18 protein-coding genes and 1 riboswitch are annotated in these 20,730 nt (G+C 56.7%); of the genes, 7 read left to right on the forward strand and 11 right to left on the reverse strand.

Annotated elements, in window-relative coordinates; genetic code table 11:
- Positions 1 to 15: 15 nt before the first annotated feature.
- Positions 16 to 1,125, reverse strand: coding sequence for a maltose/maltodextrin ABC transporter ATP-binding protein MalK (gene malK / locus AAE045_RS03930; RefSeq protein ID WP_455546543.1), 1,110 nt, complete (start codon positions 1,123 to 1,125; stop codon positions 16 to 18).
- A 380-nt stretch (positions 1,126 to 1,505) separates the two neighbouring features.
- Here malK and malE point away from each other — a divergent pair, with 380 nt between their 5' ends.
- The 3 genes from malE (at position 1,506) to malG (ending at position 5,248) form a co-directional block, all read left to right on the forward strand.
- The gene (gene malE, locus AAE045_RS03935) at positions 1,506 to 2,696 is read left to right on the forward strand and encodes a maltose/maltodextrin ABC transporter substrate-binding protein MalE (protein ID WP_455546544.1); all 1,191 of its coding nucleotides are present in this window, start codon (positions 1,506 to 1,508) and stop codon (positions 2,694 to 2,696) included.
- Positions 2,697 to 2,797: 101 nt separating this feature from the next.
- Complete coding sequence (malF, locus tag AAE045_RS03940) at positions 2,798 to 4,345, forward strand: maltose ABC transporter permease MalF (protein WP_455546545.1); 1,548 nt, start codon at positions 2,798 to 2,800, stop codon at positions 4,343 to 4,345.
- Between the two features lie 12 nt (positions 4,346 to 4,357).
- Positions 4,358 to 5,248, forward strand: a complete 891-nt coding sequence (gene malG / locus AAE045_RS03945; RefSeq protein WP_455546546.1) for a maltose ABC transporter permease MalG — start codon at positions 4,358 to 4,360, stop codon at positions 5,246 to 5,248.
- Positions 5,249 to 5,343: 95 nt separating this feature from the next.
- Here malG and psiE read toward each other — a convergent pair whose 3' ends face one another.
- The 6 genes from psiE to pgi all read right to left on the reverse strand — a co-directional run bounded on the left by psiE (position 5,344) and on the right by pgi (position 11,782).
- Positions 5,344 to 5,751: a phosphate-starvation-inducible protein PsiE gene (gene psiE, locus AAE045_RS03950; RefSeq protein ID WP_202307093.1), complete on the reverse strand. Its 408-nt coding sequence runs from the start codon at positions 5,749 to 5,751 to the stop codon at positions 5,344 to 5,346.
- 145 nt (positions 5,752 to 5,896) lie between these two features.
- On the reverse strand, positions 5,897 to 7,993 hold the full coding sequence (locus AAE045_RS03955; RefSeq protein ID WP_455546547.1) for a YjbH domain-containing protein: 2,097 nt from the start codon (positions 7,991 to 7,993) through the stop codon (positions 5,897 to 5,899).
- Positions 7,993 to 8,724: a capsule biosynthesis GfcC D2 domain-containing protein gene (locus AAE045_RS03960; RefSeq protein WP_455546588.1), complete on the reverse strand. Its 732-nt coding sequence runs from the start codon at positions 8,722 to 8,724 to the stop codon at positions 7,993 to 7,995. The genes AAE045_RS03955 and AAE045_RS03960 overlap by 1 nt, the downstream gene beginning before the upstream one ends.
- Before the next feature lie 89 nt (positions 8,725 to 8,813).
- Positions 8,814 to 9,449 carry a YjbF family lipoprotein gene (locus tag AAE045_RS03965; RefSeq protein WP_455546548.1) on the reverse strand — a complete coding sequence of 212 codons (636 nt, stop codon included), beginning with the start codon at positions 9,447 to 9,449 and terminating at the stop codon, positions 8,814 to 8,816.
- A gap of 63 nt (positions 9,450 to 9,512) precedes the next feature.
- Positions 9,513 to 9,758: an exopolysaccharide production protein YjbE gene (gene yjbE, locus AAE045_RS03970; RefSeq protein WP_455546549.1), complete on the reverse strand. Its 246-nt coding sequence runs from the start codon at positions 9,756 to 9,758 to the stop codon at positions 9,513 to 9,515.
- A gap of 374 nt (positions 9,759 to 10,132) precedes the next feature.
- Positions 10,133 to 11,782: a glucose-6-phosphate isomerase gene (gene pgi, locus AAE045_RS03975; protein ID WP_455546550.1), complete on the reverse strand. Its 1,650-nt coding sequence runs from the start codon at positions 11,780 to 11,782 to the stop codon at positions 10,133 to 10,135.
- A 211-nt stretch (positions 11,783 to 11,993) separates the two neighbouring features.
- Between pgi and AAE045_RS03980 the strand changes: the two genes are divergently transcribed.
- The 3 genes from AAE045_RS03980 to panS all read left to right on the forward strand — a co-directional run bounded on the left by AAE045_RS03980 (position 11,994) and on the right by panS (position 16,588).
- Entirely contained in the window at positions 11,994 to 13,799 is a 1,806-nt protein-coding gene (locus AAE045_RS03980) for a cation:proton antiporter (RefSeq protein WP_455546551.1), read from the forward strand.
- 51 nt (positions 13,800 to 13,850) lie between these two features.
- A riboswitch (Lysine riboswitch) is annotated at positions 13,851 to 14,086 on the forward strand.
- Between the two features lie 103 nt (positions 14,087 to 14,189).
- Positions 14,190 to 15,545 carry a lysine-sensitive aspartokinase 3 gene (gene lysC, locus AAE045_RS03985; RefSeq protein ID WP_455546552.1) on the forward strand — a complete coding sequence of 452 codons (1,356 nt, stop codon included), beginning with the start codon at positions 14,190 to 14,192 and terminating at the stop codon, positions 15,543 to 15,545.
- Between the two features lie 95 nt (positions 15,546 to 15,640).
- On the forward strand, positions 15,641 to 16,588 hold the full coding sequence (gene panS, locus AAE045_RS03990) for a ketopantoate/pantoate/pantothenate transporter PanS (RefSeq protein ID WP_455546553.1): 948 nt from the start codon (positions 15,641 to 15,643) through the stop codon (positions 16,586 to 16,588).
- Between the two features lie 32 nt (positions 16,589 to 16,620).
- On the opposite strand, the gene AAE045_RS03995 is transcribed toward panS, so the two are convergent.
- Entirely contained in the window at positions 16,621 to 16,944 is a 324-nt protein-coding gene (locus AAE045_RS03995; RefSeq protein ID WP_455546554.1) for a helix-turn-helix domain-containing protein, read from the reverse strand.
- Between the two features lie 323 nt (positions 16,945 to 17,267).
- Here AAE045_RS03995 and AAE045_RS04000 point away from each other — a divergent pair, with 323 nt between their 5' ends.
- Positions 17,268 to 17,540, forward strand: a complete 273-nt coding sequence (locus AAE045_RS04000; protein WP_202307108.1) for a DUF3811 domain-containing protein — start codon at positions 17,268 to 17,270, stop codon at positions 17,538 to 17,540.
- Position 17,541: 1 nt separating this feature from the next.
- Here the strand turns inward: AAE045_RS04000 and rluF are convergent, their stop codons facing one another.
- From rluF to AAE045_RS04015, 3 genes are all read right to left on the reverse strand, one after another.
- A complete protein-coding gene (gene rluF / locus AAE045_RS04005) occupies positions 17,542 to 18,417 on the reverse strand; it encodes a 23S rRNA pseudouridine(2604) synthase RluF (protein ID WP_202307118.1) in 876 nt (291 codons plus the stop codon).
- A 190-nt stretch (positions 18,418 to 18,607) separates the two neighbouring features.
- Positions 18,608 to 19,009 carry a hypothetical protein gene (locus tag AAE045_RS04010; protein WP_202307123.1) on the reverse strand — a complete coding sequence of 134 codons (402 nt, stop codon included), beginning with the start codon at positions 19,007 to 19,009 and terminating at the stop codon, positions 18,608 to 18,610.
- 65 nt (positions 19,010 to 19,074) lie between these two features.
- Positions 19,075 to 20,706 (reverse strand): Na/Pi cotransporter family protein, encoded by a 1,632-nt coding sequence (locus AAE045_RS04015; protein ID WP_455426122.1) that lies wholly within the window; start codon positions 20,704 to 20,706, stop codon positions 19,075 to 19,077.
- Positions 20,707 to 20,730 lie beyond the last annotated feature (24 nt).

Raw genomic sequence — 20,730 nt, forward strand, 5'->3', positions numbered from 1 at the left:
TTTTTATGGGAATGCTTAAACGCCTGGCTCTTGATGCAGCCTACGACAAGCAGTGCCGTCCTCACGGAACAGATGGCAACGCTCTGGCGGCAGGCCAATTGCGAATGTGGCACCCTCTTTTACCAACACCACGTCATTCTGGCGGTACACCAGGTTCTGACGAATGGCGGGGATTTGGATGTGAATCTGAGTCTCATGTCCTAACTGCTCTACCACCTGCACTTCACCTTCGAGGGTGACGTCGGCGATGTCGCTTGGCAGCAGGTGTTCAGGACGAATCCCCAGGGACATGTTGGTCCCCACCTGAACCTGGCTGCTTTCTACCGGCAGCCAGACCTGCTGGCGGTTCGGTAATTCAACCTGTACCTGATCGATTGCTGTGGCAGTCACTTTTACCGGCAGGAAGTTCATCTTTGGCGAGCCGATAAAGCCCGCGACGAACCGGTCCGCCGGGTAGTGATAAAGTTCGAGCGGTTTCCCCACCTGCGCCACACGACCGGCGTCCAGCACCACAATCTTGTCGGCGAGCGTCATGGCTTCTACCTGATCGTGGGTGACGTAAATCATGGTGCGCCTCAGGCGCTTGTGCAGACGGGAGATCTCGATACGCATCTGCACGCGCAGCGCCGCATCGAGGTTGGAAAGGGGTTCATCGAGCAGGAACACCCGTGGTTCCGCCACCAGCGTACGGCCAATGGCGACACGCTGACGCTGCCCGCCGGAAAGCGCCTTCGGGCGACGATCCAGCAGATGAGCGAGCTGTAAGGTTTCGGAGACCTGGTTGACCCGCTGATTAATTTCGTCTTTTTTGGCACCGGCCAGCTTCAGGCCGAATGACATGTTTTCCGCCACCGACAGGTGCGGGTAGAGCGCGTAAGACTGGAAGACCATGCCGATACCGCGCTCGGCCGGAGGCACGTCGTTGACGCGCTTCTCGCCGATGAACAAATCACCGCTGGTCACGGTTTCAAGGCCGGCAATCATGCGCAGCAGGGTCGATTTGCCGCAGCCCGATGGCCCAACGAAGACCACGAACTCGCCTTCCTGGATATCCAGGTTGATGTCTTTCGAGACCACTACATCGCCCCAGGCTTTGGTGACGTTCCGCAGCTGTACGCTTGCCATGCCCTTCTCCCTTTATTACTACGCTCTGCCAACGGACAGATAAATCAAGATGTGTCGGACTATGAACGATTCATACATTGTGTGAATCCTCCACCCCTGTGGTTTTCTGTGGGGGAGGAGGCGGGAGGATGAGAGAGGGGTTTCTGCAACCGGTTACAGCCGCACAAAGAGATTTTCGTGATCGGCGTTTCAAAATTCCGCGTATTTTTATGTGCGCCAGAACACATAACTGCCAGTTATGCAAAGCAGATCACAGATAACGGGGGTGGGGCGTAGAGGCAGGGAGGATGAGAAGCGCTTGCCATCTCCGCAGACTGACCACCGTAACGCTTCTACCTCGTTTGTATCTACGCGCACCACCACTCAAAAGGATGGGACACATGAAAATTAAAACCGGCGCCCGCATTCTCGCTTTGTCAGCTCTGACAACGATGATGTTTTCCGCCTCTGCACTGGCAAAAATTGAAGAAGGCAAACTGGTCATCTGGATTAACGGCGACAAGGGCTACAACGGCCTGGCTGAAGTCGGTAAGAAATTTGAAAAGGATACCGGCATCAAAGTGACCATCGAGCATCCGGACAAGCTGGAAGAGAAGTTCCCGCAGGTTGCGGCGACGGGCGACGGTCCGGACATTATTTTCTGGGCTCATGACCGTTTTGGTGGTTACGCGCAGTCTGGCCTGCTGGCCGAAATCAGCCCGGACAAAGCCTTTCAGGACAAACTCTATCCGTTCACCTGGGACGCAGTTCGCTATAACGGCAAAATCATCGCCTATCCGGTTTCTGTAGAAGCGTTATCGCTGATTTATAACAAAGACCTGGTGCCAAACCCGCCGAAGACCTGGGAAGAGATCCCCGCGCTGGATAAAACGCTGAAGGCGAAGGGCAAGAGCGCGCTGATGTTTAACCTGCAGGAGCCGTACTTCACCTGGCCGCTTATCGCCGCCGACGGTGGCTATGCGTTCAAACTCGAAAACGGCAAATACGACGTTAAAGATGTGGGCGTGGACAGCAAAGGCGCGAAAGAAGGCCTGAGCTTCCTGGTTGATCTGATCAAAAACAAACACATGAATGCCGATACCGACTACTCCATCGCCGAAGCTGCCTTCAACAAAGGCGAAACCGCGATGACCATTAACGGTCCGTGGGCGTGGTCCAACATCGACAAGAGCAAAATCAACTACGGCGTAACGCTGCTGCCAACCTTCAAAGGCAAGCCGTCTAAACCGTTCGTTGGCGTGCTGAGCGCGGGTATCAACGCCGCCAGCCCGAACAAAGAGCTGGCGAAAGAGTTCCTGGAAAACTACCTGATGACCGATCAGGGGCTGGCCGAAGTGAACAAAGACAAGCCGCTTGGCGCCGTGGCGCTGAAATCCTACCAGGAGCAGCTGGCGAAAGATCCGCGTATCGCCGCCACCATGGATAACGCCCAGAAAGGCGAAATCATGCCTAACGTTCCGCAGATGGCTTCCTTCTGGTATGCCGTTCGTACCGCGGTAATCAACGCAGTAAGCGGTCGCCAGACCGTTGATGCTGCAATGAAAGACGCTCAGGGACGTATTACTAAGTAAAAAACTGGCGGGTGACGCAAGGCTTACCCGCCCTACGAAACCTGTAGGGTGGATAAGCGCAGCGTCATCCACCGCGTTAAGTCGTTGTAGAGGAAGACCCCATGGATGCTGTTAAAAAGAAGAGCCGCTGGTGGCAAAACGATGCGCTGAAGTGGTCAGCGGTCGGCTTGTTGGGCCTGCTGGTTGGCTATCTTGTTGTCTTAATGTACGCCCAGGGGGAGTACCTGTTTGCCATCATGACGCTGATTTTAAGCTCGGTTGGCCTGTATATTTACGCTAACCGCAAGGCCTACGCCTGGCGGTACGTCTACCCTGGCCTTGCCGGCATGGGGCTGTTCGTCCTCTTCCCGCTGGTCTGCACCATCGCCATTGCCTTCACCAACTACAGCAGCACCAACCAGCTCACCCAGGAGCGCGCGCAGGAAGTGCTGATGGACCGCCAGTACCAGGCGGGCAAAACGTTTAACTTCGGCCTCTATCCGGCGGGCGACGAGTGGCAGCTTGCCCTCACCGACGGGGAAAGCGGCAGGAATTTTATCTCTGAAAACTTTAAGTTCGGCGGCGAGCAGCACCTGAAGCTGAAAGAGGCGGATGCCCTGCCCGCGGGCGATAAAGCCAATCTGCGCGTGATTACGCAAAACCGCGCGGCGCTGACGCAGATCACCGCCGAAATGCCGGACGCCAGCACGCTGACCATGAGCTCCCTGCGCCAGTTCTCCGGCACCCGCCCTCTCTACACGCAGGCCGATAACGGCGAGCTGACCAATAACCAGAGCGGCGTGAAGTACCGTCCGAATAACGACATCGGCTACTACCAGTCCGTTAACGCCGACGGCAGCTGGGGCAACGACCAGTTAAGCCCGGGCTATACCGTCACCATCGGCTGGAAAAACTTCCTGCGCGTCTTCCACGACGAGGGCATTCAGAAGCCGTTCCTCGCCATCTTCGTGTGGACCGTTGTCTTCTCGCTGTTAACCGTACTCCTCACCGTTGCGGTGGGCATGGTGCTGGCCTGCCTGGTGCAGTGGGAATCTCTGAAGGGGAAAGCGATTTATCGCGTGCTGCTGATTCTGCCTTACGCGGTGCCCTCGTTTATCTCAATCCTGATCTTCAAGGGGCTGTTTAACCAGAGCTTTGGTGAGATTAACATGATGCTCAGCTCACTGTTCGGCATCAAACCGGCCTGGTTCAGCGACCCGACCACCTCGCGCGCCATGCTGATTATCGTGAATACCTGGCTGGGCTACCCGTACATGATGATCCTGTGCATGGGCCTGCTGAAAGCGATTCCGGACGACCTGTATGAAGCCTCGGCGATGGACGGCGCAGGGCCGTTCCAGAACTTCTTCAAAATCACGCTGCCGCTGCTGATTAAGCCGCTGACGCCGCTGATGATTGCCAGCTTCGCCTTTAACTTTAACAACTTCGTGCTGATCCAGCTGTTGACCAACGGCGGCCCGGACCGCCTCGGCACCACGACCCCCGCGGGCTACACGGATCTGCTGGTGAGCTACACCTACCGCATCGCCTTCGAAGGCGGCGGCGGACAGGACTTCGGCTTAGCGGCGGCTATCGCCACGCTTATCTTCCTGCTGGTTGGCGCGCTTGCGATTGTTAACCTGAAAGCCACCCGCATGAAGTTTGATTAAGGAGCGACACTCATGGCCATGGTTCAACCCAAATCACAAAAGCTGCGTATGATCACCACGCATCTGTTTTTACTGCTGTTTATCGCGGCGATTATGTTCCCGCTGCTGATGGTAATTGCGATTTCCCTGCGCCCCGGCAACTTTGCCACCGGCAGCCTGATCCCGGATCAGATCTCCTGGGAGCACTGGAAGCTGGCGCTGGGCTTCAGCGTCGAGCACGCTGACGGACGCGTCACGCCGCCGCCGTTCCCGGTGCTGCTGTGGCTGTGGAACTCCATTAAAATTGCGGGGATCACGGCGATTGGTATCGTCGCCCTCTCCACCACCTGCGCCTACGCTTTTGCCCGCATGCGCTTCCCGGGCAAGGCCACGCTGCTGAAAGGGATGTTGATTTTCCAGATGTTCCCGGCGGTGCTGTCGCTGGTAGCGCTGTACGCGTTGTTCGACCGCCTGGGCCAGTACATTCCGTTTATCGGGCTGAATACGCACGGTGGGGTGATCTTCGCCTATCTTGGCGGTATCGCGCTGCACGTGTGGACGATTAAAGGCTACTTCGAAACGATTGACGGCTCGCTTGAAGAAGCGGCCTCGCTGGATGGCGCAACGCCGTGGCAGGCCTTCCGCCTGGTGCTGCTGCCGCTCTCCGTGCCGATTCTGGCGGTGGTGTTCATCCTGTCGTTTATCGCGGCGATTACCGAAGTGCCGGTCGCGTCGCTGCTGCTGCGCGACGTGAACAGCTACACCCTGGCGGTGGGCATGCAGCAGTATCTCAACCCGCAAAACTACCTGTGGGGCGACTTTGCCGCGGCGGCCGTGCTGTCCGCAATCCCGATTACCGTAGTGTTCTTACTGGCGCAGCGCTGGCTGGTGAGCGGCCTGACGGCGGGCGGTGTGAAAGGTTAATTTTTCCTGTAAGTCAAAGCTGTACATTGCTTTAAAGCCACTGCAATCCTCATTAGTCCTCGTATCATTTCTGGCGGCCTTCGGGCCGCCCTTTTTTATTCCCGCTTCAGCCGGCTGCTGTTGCACAGCCACAGCGTGATCACCAGCAGCAGGATCGCCCCGGAGTAAATCAGCACGTCGACGGGGGATTTATGGTCGATGATGATCAGCCGCACGATGGCGGTAATGCCGATATAGACGAAGTAGCGCAGCGGGAAATGATAGCCGGTCTGGAAGTACTTAATAATCAGGGCGATAAATTCGAAATAGAGGAAATAGACCACCAGCCCTTCAATCAGCAGATATTTGCTCGCCTGCTCCGTGGGGGCAAACAGCACCTTCGCCAGGTGGTAGGTCTCTTTGCCGAGGAAGATAATCAGGATCACGCCCAGGGCCAGCAGGCCAAGGTTGAGTACCGTCTGCATGACGGTAGAGATCCATTCAACGCGGGGTGTGGCAGGCATAGCAGTCCCTCAAGAAGGTAGTCCAGAAGGAGTGTTATACGTTAAAAGTGTGATCTGGATCGAGATTTTTTGCTTATAGCGTCAATGGACCCTCACCGTGAAAGATGTTGTAGGCCGGATAAGCGCAGCGTCATCCGGCACTCCGTTAGCGGAAGTTCAGGCTCCGGTCGCTGGTCATGCTGTAGAGGTCAAACTTGCGGCCCAGCATCTGCCCGCCGTCTCGCGTCAGCGGCGTCCAGCCAATCTGCGCGCGGGAGCGGGTCGGTGACGAGGTGAAGATATCCAGCGGCACGTTCACGTAGAAGCCTTTAGTGAAGTCCCCTTCCCCGTATTCTTGCTTCGAAACGTTGGTGATGGTGGCGTACGTGCCCACCACAATCCCGCTGTCGAAGCGTTTGGAGATCTCCAGCGTGCCGCCCTTATCCTTCGCCAGATACTGCCCGACGCTCAGTTTCACCAGCACGTCATCGGCAAACGAAGGCGTCCAGTAGCCCGTCAGGTGGCCGGTCGGCGCGCTGTAATCGGTAAACTTCATCATGTCCTGCGCGCTGCGCCAGTCACGCTGTTTAACGTAGTTGGCGTTAGCGCCAATCGCCCAGTTGCTGTCTACAGGACGGTAAAGCACCTCGGCACCCGCGCCGCCGTACATAGTTTCCAGATAGCCGCCGTAAACCTGTCCGTACCAGCTGTTGCCCAGATACTGGAAGTAGTTAGCCTGCAGGTTGTTGACGTAGATATCGTTTTCCACGTAGTCGCGAACGTGGGTACGCACGCGCGGCAGCGTCGAATCGTTCGGCGGGTTGGTGTAGTTAAATTTGTCGTAGTTATTAGCGATGTTGGCAAAAATGCTGCCGGTGGTCAGCAGGTGGTCTGTCACCCACCAGTCGGCGGTGCCCATCACCCCGACCTGATACATGTAGAAGCTCTCCGGGCCGCCAATGGACTGGTTCAGCACCGGGTTAAGGGAGAAGTTCACCTTCGACTTATCGATGTAGTAACCCTGCTCGGTGGTTTCCGGGACAATCGGCTCCTCACGCTTCTGCACCAGCTGCGTCTCATGCCCCAGCGGCTCGCCTTCCAGATGGTGGCGCAGGCTGGAAACGTCGGTTTCGGTGGTCACCTGCGGCATATTCAGACGCGTCTCGGTAATGCGGATGGTCTGGATATTCTCCGGCAGATCGTTCATTACGATGCGGTTTGCGCGCTCAATGCCTTCGCGGGAGTCACGATATTTCACCTGTTCGCCGGTGACGTACAGCGTGTCGCCCTTCACCTGAATATTCGGGTTCGTAAGACCGGCGTTGTATTTCAGCATCGTCAGCTGGTTCGCCACAACGTTATGCTGGAGGATCTCATCCTGCGGATTAGGCTGGTACTGCGGGCGACGGTTGTCGTTATAGCCCGGACGGAGATCGTTAAAGTTAGTGCGCAGCGTGAAGCCGAACATCAGGGTATTGCCGCGCTCATAGCTGACGTTAACGTCGGCCCAATCGGTCACCCGATAGATCGCGCCGACGTTAAAGTTGCTGCGCTGCTCGAGCTTGCCCGCAAAGTCCTGGCTGTAATTGTTCCCTTCGTATTCCAGCTTCAGGCGCAGCGGCTGCCACGGCGTCTGGTATTCGATACCGCCGAACAGGGAGGCCGGGCCGTGGAACATGCCGCTGAAGTTGAAGGAGCCCGCCTGGTTGTAGCTGTTATCGCGATTGCAGAAGCTGTTGCTGACTTCGCAGAATGGATTTTTCACGTTGCCGCTGGTGCCCATATAGCCCCAGCCCATGCCCAGCGAGAAATCGAACGGCCCCCAGGCTTTGCTCGCCACCACGTATTCGCCGTCAAACAGGCCCGTACCGCCCAAATCCCTTACCCCGGCGGAGACTTCCGGCAGGTAATAGCCCTCTTCCCACAGGCGCACTTTCATATCGAAAGCCTTATCTTTGTAGGTCTGGTCGCCGGAAAAGGCGTCTACGGAGCTGTACTGCCTGGTGCGCACGTCGGTGTAGCGCAGCGTGGTTTCCAGCCACGGGAAGAGCTGGATAGAGGCGGAGTAAAAGCGGTACTGGTCGTTATCGCGGTAGTTGGCGCTGAACTCGCCGGTACGGGCCATGCGCGCGGTCGGCGTTTGCAGCAGGCCCACGCCGCCGAAGTCGGATTGCGAAGGGCCAATGGGGGCCGGGAAAGTTTCGGCGTGGCAGGCGGTGGAGACGGCCAGCGCCAGCAGGCTGTAGATATATTTATTTTTCATCAATCCGGGATCCGATGGGTCAGGGAAGTAAGGATTTGCTGGTTCAGGGCGTTGAAAGCGGAGTCGAACAGGCGATCGGAGAAGCCGACAAACAGAATGCTGCCCGGCAGCAGCTCAACGTGGCGCTTGTTCCAGTAGGCGACGGGCGCCTTTTCGGTTTTGCCATCGGGATAAACCACCCAGGCGTAGCTGCGGTCGGCGCCGCTGAGCAGATTCACATCTTCCAGATACTCAGCCGCAGTGCGTCCGGCGACGAACGGTTTGACGCCCGGCGAACTCACCAGCCCCATCAGCTTGATAGTCGTCGGCTGCGGTCCCGCCCACAGGCTGTAGTCCCCTTGCAGGGTGACGTTGGAGCGTGGACGCAGGCGAACCCAGTCCGGGTCGAGATTGACGAACTGGCGTCCTGTAACCCTGATAGCCTGTAGCTGCTGGCGCACGCTGTTGATTGCGGCGGCGTCATCACCCTCTTCCTGAGCGGCAAACCCGCCCAGCGCGGCGAGCAGTTTTTGATGCTGCTGTTCGGCAGCCGCCGAAGCCTGCCGCTCGCTAATAACGGCACCCGGCCACCAGGCGCGGCTCAGGGAAGGCTGGGTGACTAAATCCCCCAGCCGCTCGACGTTGGTCAGCTGCTGGTTGCCGGGATTAACGGTGACGTTACCGGCGGCGTAGAGATAAGAGCTGCTGAACGTCAGCAGAGCGGCTAAACATAGAGTCGTCTGTCGGCGGATGACGCGGCGCTTATCCGCCCTGCGTGGACCGGCGCTTAAAATTGATAAGCCGCGCGCCATCCACCGTGTTTTAAAGGCTGTTATTTTCATTATTTCGCCGCCTTCAGCAGAACCGTGGTAATCGGCCAGTAGTCCGGGCCAAGGTATTGTTTTGACTGGCGGATATGACCGTCGCTGTCTACCCAAAAACGGTTGTGCCAGCTTTTGCCGGAGGCCGTCACCTCTTCATCCAGAACGCGCACCGGCGTAACGCTGCTGCCCACTTTCAGGGTGTCGCTGCCATCCCAGCGGAAGGTAGAGCGCGCCGTTGCCATGCGCACCTGCTGATGTTCGGTCCACGCCATTTGCCGTGTCCAGGTAGCACCGTCGATAATCTGGTTCACCTTCGCCAGCGGATCGTCCGTCAGGTTGCTGACCTGCGTCAGGTTGTCGCCAAGGCCGACCGTCTTCACTACCCGACCGTTCTGGGTAACGAGGGTTGCCCGATCCTGAGTCACCCATTTCTGCTGACCGTTCTCGTCATAGGCCAGCACCACGAATAATTGCGGGCCGCCGTTGATGCTCATGTACTGGCTGGCGTAACGCATATTCTGAATATCGTCATCGGTGAGCTGCACGCCGTCGGTGCCCACGATGCTGTGCCAGAGCGAAGTACCGAGACCCTTAGTGGTTGCAGAACAGGCCTGAAGTAACAGGCAAACAACAAGAATTGAAAGTCGCTGCACGACGTATCCCCGGATTCAAAATAACCACACCGAAGTGTGGTTAGGGTTAAAACACCCGTGAAATTACTGGGTGCTGGTCGTCGTGGTCGTGGTAGTCCCGGTATTAGAACCGTCGCCACCACCGGTGGCAGCAAGCGCTACCCCCACTGCTGACCCGACAGTGCTGGAGCTGGTCGCAGTAGAACTCCCTGCGGACACAGAAGTAGCCTGCGCGCCAGCTGCTTCACCCACTGCTACCGGGTCAGCACTTGCCGCGCCAGCCGCTGCCAGCGTGAATATGGCGAGAGCGCCATAAATGACTTTTTTCATAACAATTTCCCTTCATTGAATGAATGGAGATTTGCCCAAAAGAGTTTCAGGCGGGATCGAGTATACACAACTAAAGATGACAATCAGGATGATGGGGAAATAGAGAAGGCGTTTTAAGACAAGTGGAAAAAATAACCTTTTAGCAGTTATTATTGATAATATAAAACCATTAAAATCAATGAGTTAATGGAAATATAAATATTACCTATGATCTAATTACTCCTAAAATAACCCGGAGTGAATACAGGGTCATGAGGTTTTTTAGGATTAACCTCAGCGGGGGAAATTAGCAATATAACGAGACAAGGGGAATTGTCTTATAAATAAGCCGGCGCAGGTGGCCGGCTTATTTTATTTATGGCTTAGCTTATTACTTAAGCACGCCAGGACTTATAACGGTTAATTAAGCCGTTGGTGGAGCTGTCGTGGCTGCTGATTTGTTTGTCATCACCCAGCTCCGGCAGGATGCGGTTAGCCAGCTGTTTGCCAAGCTCAACGCCCCACTGGTCAAAGGTGAAGATATTCAGGATAGCGCCCTGGGTGAAGATCTTGTGTTCGTACAGGGCGATTAGCGCGCCGAGGCTGAACGGGGTGATCTCACGCAGCAGGATGGAGTTGGTCGGACGGTTGCCTTCGAAGACCTTGAACGGCACAACGTGTTCCAGCGTTTTTGGATCTTTGCCCTGGTCCGCGTATTCCTGCTCAACCACGTCGCGCGCTTTACCAAACGCCAGCGCTTCGGTCTGCGCGAAGAAGTTGGACAGCAGCTTAGGATGATGATCGGAAAGCGGGTTGTGGGTGGTAGCAGGCGCGATGAAGTCGCAAGGAACCATTTTGGTGCCCTGGTGAATCAGCTGGTAGAACGCGTGCTGGCCGTTGGTGCCCGGCTCGCCCCAGATGATTGGGCCAGTCTGGTAATCCACCGCGTTACCGTTACGGTCAACGTATTTGCCGTTGGACTCCATGTTGCCCTGCTGGAAGTAGGCGGCGAAACGGTGCATGTACTGGTCGTACGGCAGAATTGCTTCTGTTTCCGCGCCGAAGAAGTTGTTGTACCAGATACCGATCAGCGCCAGCAGCACCGGCAGGTTCTGCTCCGCAGGGGTGTTCGCGAAGTGTTTATCCATCGCGTGCGCGCCGCTCAGCAGCTCAACAAAGTTGTCGTAGCCAACGGACAGAATGATGGACAGGCCAATCGCGGACCACAGGGAGTAACGCCCGCCGACCCAGTCCCAGAACTCGAACATGTTCGCCGTATCGATACCGAACTCGCCCACTGCTTGCGCATTGGTGGAGAGCGCAGCGAAGTGCTTAGCAACGTGCTTGTTGTCGCCAGCCGTTTCCAGGAACCAGTCGCGCGCGCTGTGGGCGTTGGTCATGGTTTCTTGCGTGGTGAAGGTTTTGGAAGCAACCAGGAACAGGGTGGTTTCCGGATCGACGTTTTTCAGCACTTCCGCAATGTGGGTGCCGTCAACGTTGGAAACGAAGTGCATGTTCAGGTGGTTTTTGTACGGGCGCAGCGCTTCGGTCACCATGAACGGGCCGAGGTCAGAGCCGCCGATACCGATGTTGACCACGTCGGTGATCGCTTTACCGGTGTAGCCTTTCCAGCTGCCGCTGATGATGCTTTCGGAGAAGGTTTTCATCTTCTCGAGCACCGCGTTCACTTCCGGCATCACATCTTTGCCGTCCACCACGATCGGGGTGTTGCTACGGTTACGCAGCGCAACGTGCAGCACGGCGCGGTCTTCGGTGCGGTTGATCTTCTCGCCGGAGAACATCGACTTGATGGCACCCTGCAGATCCGTCTCTTTTGCCAGCGCCTGCAGCTTAGTCAGCGTCTCGGCGGTAATGCGGTTTTTAGAGAAATCCACCAGCATTAAATCATCGAACGTGGCGGAAAACTTACCAAAACGGTCGGCATCCTGGGCGAAAAGCTCGGCGATGGTGACATCTTTCATGTCGTCATAATGCGCCTGTAAAGCCTGCCATGCAGCGGTCTGCGTTGGGTTGATATTCTTCATAGCGTTACCCTTTTGATTTGAGAACTGTGACTGCGGTCAATTGTATATCCACAAAACGGGATTTGGGATGATCTTTCTGCCATTGGACGGCGAATAGCGTTTCAGATTATGTGGTCGATAAAAAGTGTTAGGGTGCATCGGCACCGGCTATGACCGCGTCTACACTGAGAAAAACAGTATGGCCTCGTAAACCAGGTAAGGTAAAAATTTTATGGAATTGTCTGTACCCCTTTTGTTGGTGATCATTACTCTCGCCTCACTGGCGGCGCAATGGCTGGCGTGGCTTGTGCGCTTGCCTGCCATCCTGCCGCTACTGGTCTTTGGCCTGGTTCTTGGCCCGTTTACCGGCATCCTCAATCCGGATGCGCTGTTCGGGGATCTGCTTTTCCCTATCGTCTCGCTTTCCGTTGCCATTATTTTGTTTGAAGGGGCGCTGACCCTGCGCTTTGACGAGATACGCGGGCTGGGCGGCGTGGTCCGGAATCTGGTCAGCGTCGGCATGCTGATTACGTTCAGCGTCATAAGCCTGGCCTGCTGGTGGCTGCTGGGGCTTACCCCGGAGCTGTCTGCGCTCGTAGGCGCCGTGACCGTGGTCACCGGACCAACGGTTATCGCGCCGCTGATGCGCGTTGTGCGCCCGAATGCCGCAATCAACCAGGTGCTGCGCTGGGAAGGGATAGTTATCGACCCTGTGGGGGCGATTTTCACCCTGCTGGTCTTTGAATTCATTACCCTGCGCCAGGAGGCCGGTTCCTCACTTCATCTGCTGGTGATTTTCGGGCAGACCGTCGCGGTAGGGTTGATTACCGGGGCCATCTTTGGCTGGCTGTTGGGTACGGCGTTAAAACGCGTCTGGCTGCCGGGCTACCTGCAAAACTTTGCGGTGCTGGCGATTGTGCTGCTGACGTTTGGCATATCCAACGCGCTCTCCGACGAGTCGGGCCTGCTGGCGGTCACGATCCTCGGCATCTGGCTGGCGAACATGCGGGACGTCGACGTCAGCGATATCGTCGAGTTTAAAGAGGAGCTGTCCGCCATCCTGATCTCCGCTTTATTTATTATTCTCGCCGCCCGCCTGGACGTTCACGGCGTGCTGGCGATGGGCTGGCCGCTGGTTGCCCTGCTGCTGGTTATCCAGTTTATCGCCCGTCCGCTCTGCATTGCCGCCTCAACCGTTGGCTCCACGCTCACCGGGCGAGACAGGCTGCTGCTGTGCTGGATTGCGCCGCGCGGGATTGTCGCCGCGGCGGTCAGCTCCCTGTTTGCGCTTACGCTTGAGCGCAGCGGCTACGAGGGCGCGGACAAGCTGGTGAGCGTAGTATTCGCGATTATCATCGGTACCGTAGTGGTGCAGAGCCTGACCAGCGCCCCACTGGCGAAATTCCTTAAGGTACAGCAGCGCAAGCCCCGGGGCGTGCTGATCATCGGTGCCAATACCGTGGCCCGCACCCTGGCCCACGCGCTGGTGAAGCAAAATATTCCGGTCCTGCTGACCGATAACAGCTGGGAATACTACCGGCTTGCGCGCATGGAAGGGCTGCCCGCGTACTATGGCAACGCCTGGTCCGAGCATGCTGAGAACTATCTCGACCTGAGTAATACGGCGCAGGTGCTTGCGCTCTCTCCTAACCGCCATCAGAACGCGCTGGCCGTTTATCACTTCAGCCACCTGCTGGGCAGCGAAAAAGTCTTCGCCATTCGCTCCGGCTCGCCGCTCAAGGGACGCATCAGCAACGAAAGCGCCCGCTTCCGCCGTCTCGAAAGATTATTCCCGGAGGACGTGACGTGGAACAGCCTCAGCAGCCAGATAGCCAAAGGTGCCGTAGTCAAAGCTACCCGTCTTAACGAGAACTTCGGCTGGCTGGAATACATAGAGAAAAACAGCGGCGTGGTGCCGTTATTTGCGCTGCCGGAAGACGGGCGGCTCATCTCCATGAGCGGAAAAACCACCCCGGCGCTGCCCTGTACGATGATTGCGCTAGTACAGAATGAAAAATCCGCAACGTCTAAACGTTGACATCATCGCCGTAACATTTTATTTCTATACGCCTAACTTGTTCAGTTTGAGCAAGCCAGAAGAGGCGCGTCGTCCAGGTAGTGTGTTTGAGGAGCCAGTCCGCAGACAGCACATGAGGGGGAACGACGCCGAGGTAGCGCGCAGAAGGCAATGTTCGTTATCGGCCGCAGGGGCTGAATCCCCTGGGTTGTCACCAGAAGCGTTCGGCAGTCGGACGTTTATACCCGAATTAATTGGCGTTGCAGCTTCAAGAAATCGGGTAGACAAGGTGGGGCGCTTCTGGGTGTATCCGTAGTTTTCCCTTCTACGTCTGCCCCGTATCCCGCTCTTCCCTTGTGCCAAGGCTGAAAATTTACCGCCATACGAATGGCCCCCTGACACGAGGTAGTTATGTCTTATCCACAAACAGTAGTAGCCAAATTTGGCGGCACCAGCGTCGCGGACTTCGAGGCCATGAACCGCAGCGCCGACGTTGTTTTGGGCGATGCCAACGTTCGCCTGGTGGTGCTTTCCGCTTCAGCGGGCGTCACCAACCTGCTTGTCGCCCTGGCTGAAGGCCTGGAAGCGACGGAACGCTTCGTCAAGCTCGACGCCATTCGCAAAATTCAGTACGACATCGTTGAACGCCTGAGCAACCCGCAGATTATCCGCGAGGAAGTCGAACGCCTGTTAGAAAACATCACTACCCTTGCCGAAGCCGCCTCGCTGGCGACCTCTACCGCGCTGACCGACGAACTGGTCAGCCACGGCGAACTGATGTCCACCCTGCTGTTTGTCGAGATCCTGCGTGAGCGTCAGGTTGACGCCCAGTGGTTTGATATCCGCAAAATCATGCGCACCAACGACCGCTTTGGCCGCGCCGAGCCGGACGTTGCAGCCCTGGCGGAACTGGCGGAGCAGCAGCTACAGCCGCGTATCGCGGAATCTTTGATTATCACGCAGGGCTTTATCGGTAGCGAAGCAAAAGGCCGCACCACGACGCTTGGCCGCGGCGGCAGTGACTACACCGCCGCGCTGCTGGGCGAAGCGCTGCATGCCAGCCGAGTGGATATCTGGACGGACGTGCCGGGCATCTACACCACCGACCCGCGCGTGGTGCCTGCCGCAAAACGCATCGATAAAATCGGCTTCGAAGAAGCGGCGGAGATGGCTACCTTCGGGGCGAAAGTTTTGCACCCTGCAACGCTGCTGCCAGCCGTTCGCTGCGATATTCCGGTATTCGTCGGCTCCAGCAAAGATCCGCAGGCGGGCGGCACGCTGGTCTGCAACGAGACGGATAACCCACCGCTTTTCCGCGCGCTGGCGCTGCGTCGTAAGCAAACGCTGCTGACCCTCCACAGCCTGAACATGCTGCACTCCCGGGGCTTCCTGGCCGAAGTGTTCAGCATCCTGGCGCGCCATAATATCTCCGTCGACCTGATTACCACCTCGGAGGTGAGCGTGGCGCTGACGCTGGATACCACCGGCTCCACCTCAACGGGCGACAGCCTGCTGACTACCTCGCTGCTCACCGAGCTGTCGTCCCTGTGCCGTGTAGAAGTGGAAGAGAACCTGGCGCTGGTCGCGCTGATCGGCAACAAGCTTTCCCAGGCCTGCGGCGTGGGCAAAGAGGTGTTTGGCGTGCTGGAGCCGTTTAATATCCGCATGATTTGCTACGGCGCATCCAGCTACAACCTCTGTTTCCTGGTGCCGGGCAGCGACGCGGAGCAGGTCGTGCAGAAGCTGCACCATAATCTGTTTGAATAAAATTTAATCTCATGCGATGAATACAGAATGCCGGGCTCGCTCCCGGCATTTTCATAACCAGAAACAACACAACAACCCCTTGCAAGGATCACAACATGCTCGCGATTTTAACCCGGCTGTTTCCGCTCTGGGCGGTACTGCTGTCCGTACTCGCCTACTTCTCACCCGGCAAGTTCACCCCCATCGGTCCATGGGTCAGCACGCTGCTGATGCTCATCATGTTCGGCATGGGCGTACATCTGCGCATTGACGATTTTAAACGTGTGCTTTCACGCCCGGCTCCTGTCGCCGCAGGCACCTTCCTGCACTATCTCATCATGCCGCTGGCGGCGTGGGTGCTGGCGAAGCTGTTCCATATGCCGCCCGACCTCTCCGCAGGCATGGTGCTGGTGGGAAGCGTGGCGAGCGGTACGGCATCAAACGTGATGATTTATCTGGCGAAGGGGGATGTGGCGCTGTCGGTGACCATCTCGTCCGTGTCTACGCTGGTCGGCGTATTTGCCACACCTTTGCTGACCCGGCTGTACGTGGATGCCGACATCAAAGTGGACGTCATGGGAATGCTGCTGAGCATTCTGCAAATCGTGGTGATCCCGATTGGGCTGGGGTTGATTGTTCACCACATCTTCCCGCGCCTGGTGAAGCGCGTGGAGACTTATCTGCCCGCGTTCTCCATGCTGTGCATCCTGGCGATTATCAGCGCCGTGGTGGCAGGCTCCGCCTCGCACATCGCGTCCGTCGGGCTGATGGTGATTATCGCGGTCATTCTGCACAACGGCATCGGCCTGCTGAGCGGCTACTGGGGTGGACGCCTGTTCGGCTTCGACGAATCCACCTGCCGCACGCTGGCTATTGAGGTGGGCATGCAGAACTCGGGCCTGGCAGCGACGCTGGGCAAGATTTACTTCTCGCCTCTGGCTGCCCTGCCCGGCGCGCTGTTCTCCGTCTGGCATAACCTTTCCGGCTCGCTGCTGGCGGGCTACTGGTCCGGCAAACCTATCAGGTCGGATAAGCAGCGGAAGATGAAAAAACACCGCGCTTAAGGTGGCAATAGCCCGGGCGACCGGGCTTTCTATCAGGCTAAAACGACTTTCAAAGTCCCTGTGCCCGATGGCCTGCGGCTATTTCCCACTACGATCTGAACATCACGGCCTAATCTTGTCAGATACTCCAGCATTTTTGCCTCACTGATGCCCCGAAATTGCCCCCTGAGCAGGTTGGACAGGCGCGGTTGTTTCATACCCAGCAGCGCTGCTGCCTGCTGCTGAGTCAAATTCAGCTCTTTGATGATATTGCCAATAGCCATAGCGAGCTGCGCCTTGATTAGCATCTCATCAGCCTGAGGAAGACCCAGATCCGCATAGATATTTCCGCTACTTTGTTCGACCTTATGGTCCATATTAAGCTCCCGTCGCATGGTCTTCTGCGGCTTTTAAACGTTCGATAATTTTATTGAGGTCTTTTTTGCTGGAACCAATCCAATAAAGTGGCTTCATGACGGGCGTCCTTGAATTTGATTATATCCATATAGGTATAAAATTGCATGATTGAAAATCAAACGAAAGCGAAGATCTTTAGTCGCCCAGAGTTAAAACAGAACTTACGAGGGATTTCGCAAAAGAGAGCTGCAACGGTGCAATTTGCAGGTGAGAACGTGATTTTTACTGAGCTGGCGGGCGCTTTGCTTTACACTGGAAATCCTTTCCTTAAGAGGTCGCAACGATGTCCACAGCAAAACTGACACAGCAAGACATGACGGAAAGTGAGCAGCGCGAGCTGAAAACGCTGCTCGACCGCGCGCGCATTGCAGAAGGCCGCACGCTGACCAACTCAGAAATCAATCACATCAAAAAAGAGTACAGCGATAAGCTGATGGCCGAGCGCGAACTTGCTGCCAAAAAAGCCCGCGCCCTGAAGAAACAAAAAGCCTTAAAACCTGATACCTCAGCGACCTATTCCTGGTCTGCTAATACACATATTCGTGGGAAGCGCTGAACTAGCGCCCTTTCTTCTTGCGCCCTGGCTGAGCAAAGCGTTTACGTGATGCCAGCTCTGCCGGGGTTTTTGCACTGCTTTTCGGCCCGCTGACGACTGGCTTTTTGATCGCCGCAGCCGGTTTCGCCTTCGGTTTTTTCGCAGGCTTAGCCTCTGAAGAGGAATCTTCAATCAGCTTAAAGAGCTCCACCAGCTCGTCATCCGTCAGATCGCGCCATTCGCCCAGCGGCAGCCCTTTCATGCTGACGTTCATAATCCGGGTACGCTCAAGCTTCGTGACCTCATAGCCGAAGTGTTCACACATGCGGCGAATCTGACGGTTTAGCCCCTGCACCAGCGTAATGCGGAAAACAAACGGCGCTTCTTTTTTCACCTTACATTTTTTAGTGACGGTGCCCAGCATCGGCACGCCCGCGCCCATGCCACGAATGAAGTCGTCGGTGACCGGTTTGTTTACCGTGACGATGTACTCTTTCTCGTGGTCATTCCCGGCGCGAAGGATCTTATTCACCAGATCGCCGTGGTTAGTGAGGAAGATCAGCCCCTGCGAGTCTTTATCCAGACGGCCAATCGGGAACACACGTTTGCTGTGGTTCACGAAATCAACGATGTTGTCGCGTTCGGCGTCTTCCGTGGTGCTGACGATGCCCACCGGTTTATTCAGCGCAATCAGCACCAGATCGTCTTCGTTACGGGGTTCAATAAGCTGACCGTTGACCTTAACCACATCACCGGCAAAAACCTGATCGCCAATCGCGGCGCGCTTGCCGTTGATAAAAACGTTTCCCTGTTCGATGTAGCGGTCGGCGTCGCGGCGCGAGCAGATGCCGCTCTCGCTGATGTATTTGTTCAGGCGAATGGATGAGTTGGTCAGCATGGTTCCTCCGTAAAAAAACGGACTATACCTTACCCTTCGGACGTTGCGAACAGCCCAGCCTCACTTTGCTTGATTATCTGGAGATTTCTCGCAAATGAGTAAAAGGCTTTGCGGCCCGGTCTGTCGCATCTATTTCTGATTAACTACAGCTCACGGGCGACAAACATTAAGTCTGCCGCCCGCCGAAGCGTTACTGCGGTTTGGCCGCGATGGCGGCGATTTTTTTCTGAATATCTTTGTCCAGGTTATTCACCCAGTGATTATACGAACGGTGGATTTCACCGCCTGACGCCAGCAGGTTAACGCTGCTGACGTAATGTATTGAGTAATCTTTTTCACTGTAGTTAATGCGCACGGTCACGCTGTGCTTACGCACATTCTGCGTCGCATTAATAACGCCCGGACCGGCCACGGACATGATCCAGTCGCGCCCCTGCCCGGCGTTGATAATCGCCTCTTTGACCTGTTCGGTCGTCACGTGAGCGGTAATGATTGTCTGTGGGGTACGCACCGGCTCGGTGCGCTCGAGTGCCGAACACCCGGCTAATGCCGCAATACAAATAGCGCCTGCCAATAGCTGCTTAAGCTTCATCAAAATCATCCTTAAATTTAAAATTTTGCGCAGCAGATTATAGCCAGGCGGCTAATTTATAAACACTAATATTCGTCCCGCTCGTCATCGTCGTCCGGCTGTTCCAGCACGCTGTAAGCCACAGCACAGAACAGCGAATTCAGACGTTTCATGTCCCCCAGCAGCCCCAGGTGCAGCGAACTGGTTTCGATGCTCTGCACGTTTTGCTGATGCAGGCGATCGACGTGCGCGTGGGAGTAGCGGCGGTTCAGAATCCGGAAGCGGTGTTTGTTACGACGCAAACGACGGGCGCTGTTAACGTCCCCGGAGAAGAACACCGACAGGCTCAGCTTCAGGTTGCTGGTCAGCTGTTGAAGCAGGGTATCCAGCTCCGTCAGGCCATCCGGGGAAAACGCCCGGCGTGCGGAGAGGGATTTGTCGGCGACCTCGCTACCCATACGCTCGATAATATCCGCGGCCTGTTCAAGGTTCAGCGACATCTCGATAATTTCCGCCCAGCGGCGGGATTCGATTTCAGCCAGATCCTCTTTTTGCATCTGCGCCATGTACAGCTTAATGGCGGTATAAAGCACGTCTACGTCATCGGCCAGCTTGCGCAGCTCCTTCTCCTGACGCGGCTCGCCGTGCATCACTTTGCTCCATGTCTCCAGCATCTGCTCCAGCACATCCCCCATGCGTAACGTTTCACGGGCGGCATTCGACAGGCCAAGCGCAGGCGTATCCAGCGCCGTCGGATCGAGGTGTTTCGGCTTCATGCGCCCGTCGATTTCCGGCGCTTCGCTGATGACGCGGCGGCAGAAGCGCGCCATTGGCTCGGCGAAAGGCACCATTGCAAGGCAGCGAATCAGGTTGTAGAAGACGTGGAAGTAGATCACCAGCTCAGATTCAGGGAGCGGCAAATGATGCATCCAGCGGGCCAGGATATGCACGAACGGCAGGACGATTAAACTGCCCACCAGCTTGAACAGCAGGCTGCCAAGCGCAACGCGACGGGCGGCGGCATTGGCGGCGCTGTTGTTGATCATCGCCAGCAGGCCAGAACCCAGGTTCGCGCCGATGACCAGGCACAGCGCAACGTCAAAGGAGATCACGCCCGTCGAGGTTAATGTCGCGGTCAGCAGCACGGCTGCCAGGCTGGAGTAACTGATAATGGCGAACATCGCGCCGATCAGCGCATCCAGCATGATATCGCCGGTTAAAGAAGCGAAGATCACCTGCACGCCGGAGGCCTGGGTGATAGGCGTCACGGCGGCCACGATCAGCTCCAGCGCCTGCAAAATCAGACCCAGGCCAATCGCCACCCGTCCCAGCTGCCCCGCCCGGGACTGCTTACGGCTGAGGAAGAATATCACCCCGACGAAAATCAGCAGCGGCGAAAGCCACGAGAGATCGAACGTCAGCACGCGCGCCATCAGCGCCGTCCCCACGTCGGCCCCAAGCACAATCACCAGAGCAGGTGTGAGCGCCACGAGATCCTGAGCCACAAAAGAGGTGACCAGCATAGTGGTGGCATTGCTGCTCTGGACAAGCGCGGTTACGCCAATGCCCGCACAGAAGGCGAGCGGTTTTTTTTCAACGCTGCGGCTAAGCACACTACGGAGATTTGCGCCGTAAACGCGCATGATCCCGGTGCGCACAATGTGCGTCCCCCAGACCAGTAGCGCCACCGCAGAAAGCAGATGCAGTAGAGTAAGCACACTTTCTCCTGGTTAGTTAGATCG

This window comes from Dryocola clanedunensis (genome assembly GCF_038405435.1).
In the GTDB taxonomy this organism is placed as follows: Bacteria; Pseudomonadota; Gammaproteobacteria; order Enterobacterales; family Enterobacteriaceae; genus Dryocola; species Dryocola clanedunensis_A.

Coding starts and splice junctions, on each gene's coding strand:
- psiE (WP_202307093.1), bottom strand. CDS start 5,751: ATGCCTGCCACACCCCGCGTTGAATGGATCTCTACCGTCATGCAGACG.
- lysC (WP_455546552.1), top strand. CDS start 14,190: ATGTCTTATCCACAAACAGTAGTAGCCAAATTTGGCGGCACCAGCGTC.
- malF (WP_455546545.1), top strand. CDS start 2,798: ATGGATGCTGTTAAAAAGAAGAGCCGCTGGTGGCAAAACGATGCGCTG.
- rluF (WP_202307118.1), bottom strand. CDS start 18,417: ATGCTGACCAACTCATCCATTCGCCTGAACAAATACATCAGCGAGAGC.
- malK (WP_455546543.1), bottom strand. CDS start 1,125: ATGGCAAGCGTACAGCTGCGGAACGTCACCAAAGCCTGGGGCGATGTA.
- AAE045_RS03955 (WP_455546547.1), bottom strand. CDS start 7,993: ATGAAAAATAAATATATCTACAGCCTGCTGGCGCTGGCCGTCTCCACC.
- malG (WP_455546546.1), top strand. CDS start 4,358: ATGGCCATGGTTCAACCCAAATCACAAAAGCTGCGTATGATCACCACG.
- AAE045_RS03995 (WP_455546554.1), bottom strand. CDS start 16,944: ATGGACCATAAGGTCGAACAAAGTAGCGGAAATATCTATGCGGATCTG.
- AAE045_RS04010 (WP_202307123.1), bottom strand. CDS start 19,009: ATGAAGCTTAAGCAGCTATTGGCAGGCGCTATTTGTATTGCGGCATTA.
- pgi (WP_455546550.1), bottom strand. CDS start 11,782: ATGAAGAATATCAACCCAACGCAGACCGCTGCATGGCAGGCTTTACAG.
- panS (WP_455546553.1), top strand. CDS start 15,641: ATGCTCGCGATTTTAACCCGGCTGTTTCCGCTCTGGGCGGTACTGCTG.
- yjbE (WP_455546549.1), bottom strand. CDS start 9,758: ATGAAAAAAGTCATTTATGGCGCTCTCGCCATATTCACGCTGGCAGCG.
- malE (WP_455546544.1), top strand. CDS start 1,506: ATGAAAATTAAAACCGGCGCCCGCATTCTCGCTTTGTCAGCTCTGACA.
- AAE045_RS03980 (WP_455546551.1), top strand. CDS start 11,994: ATGGAATTGTCTGTACCCCTTTTGTTGGTGATCATTACTCTCGCCTCA.
- AAE045_RS04000 (WP_202307108.1), top strand. CDS start 17,268: ATGTCCACAGCAAAACTGACACAGCAAGACATGACGGAAAGTGAGCAG.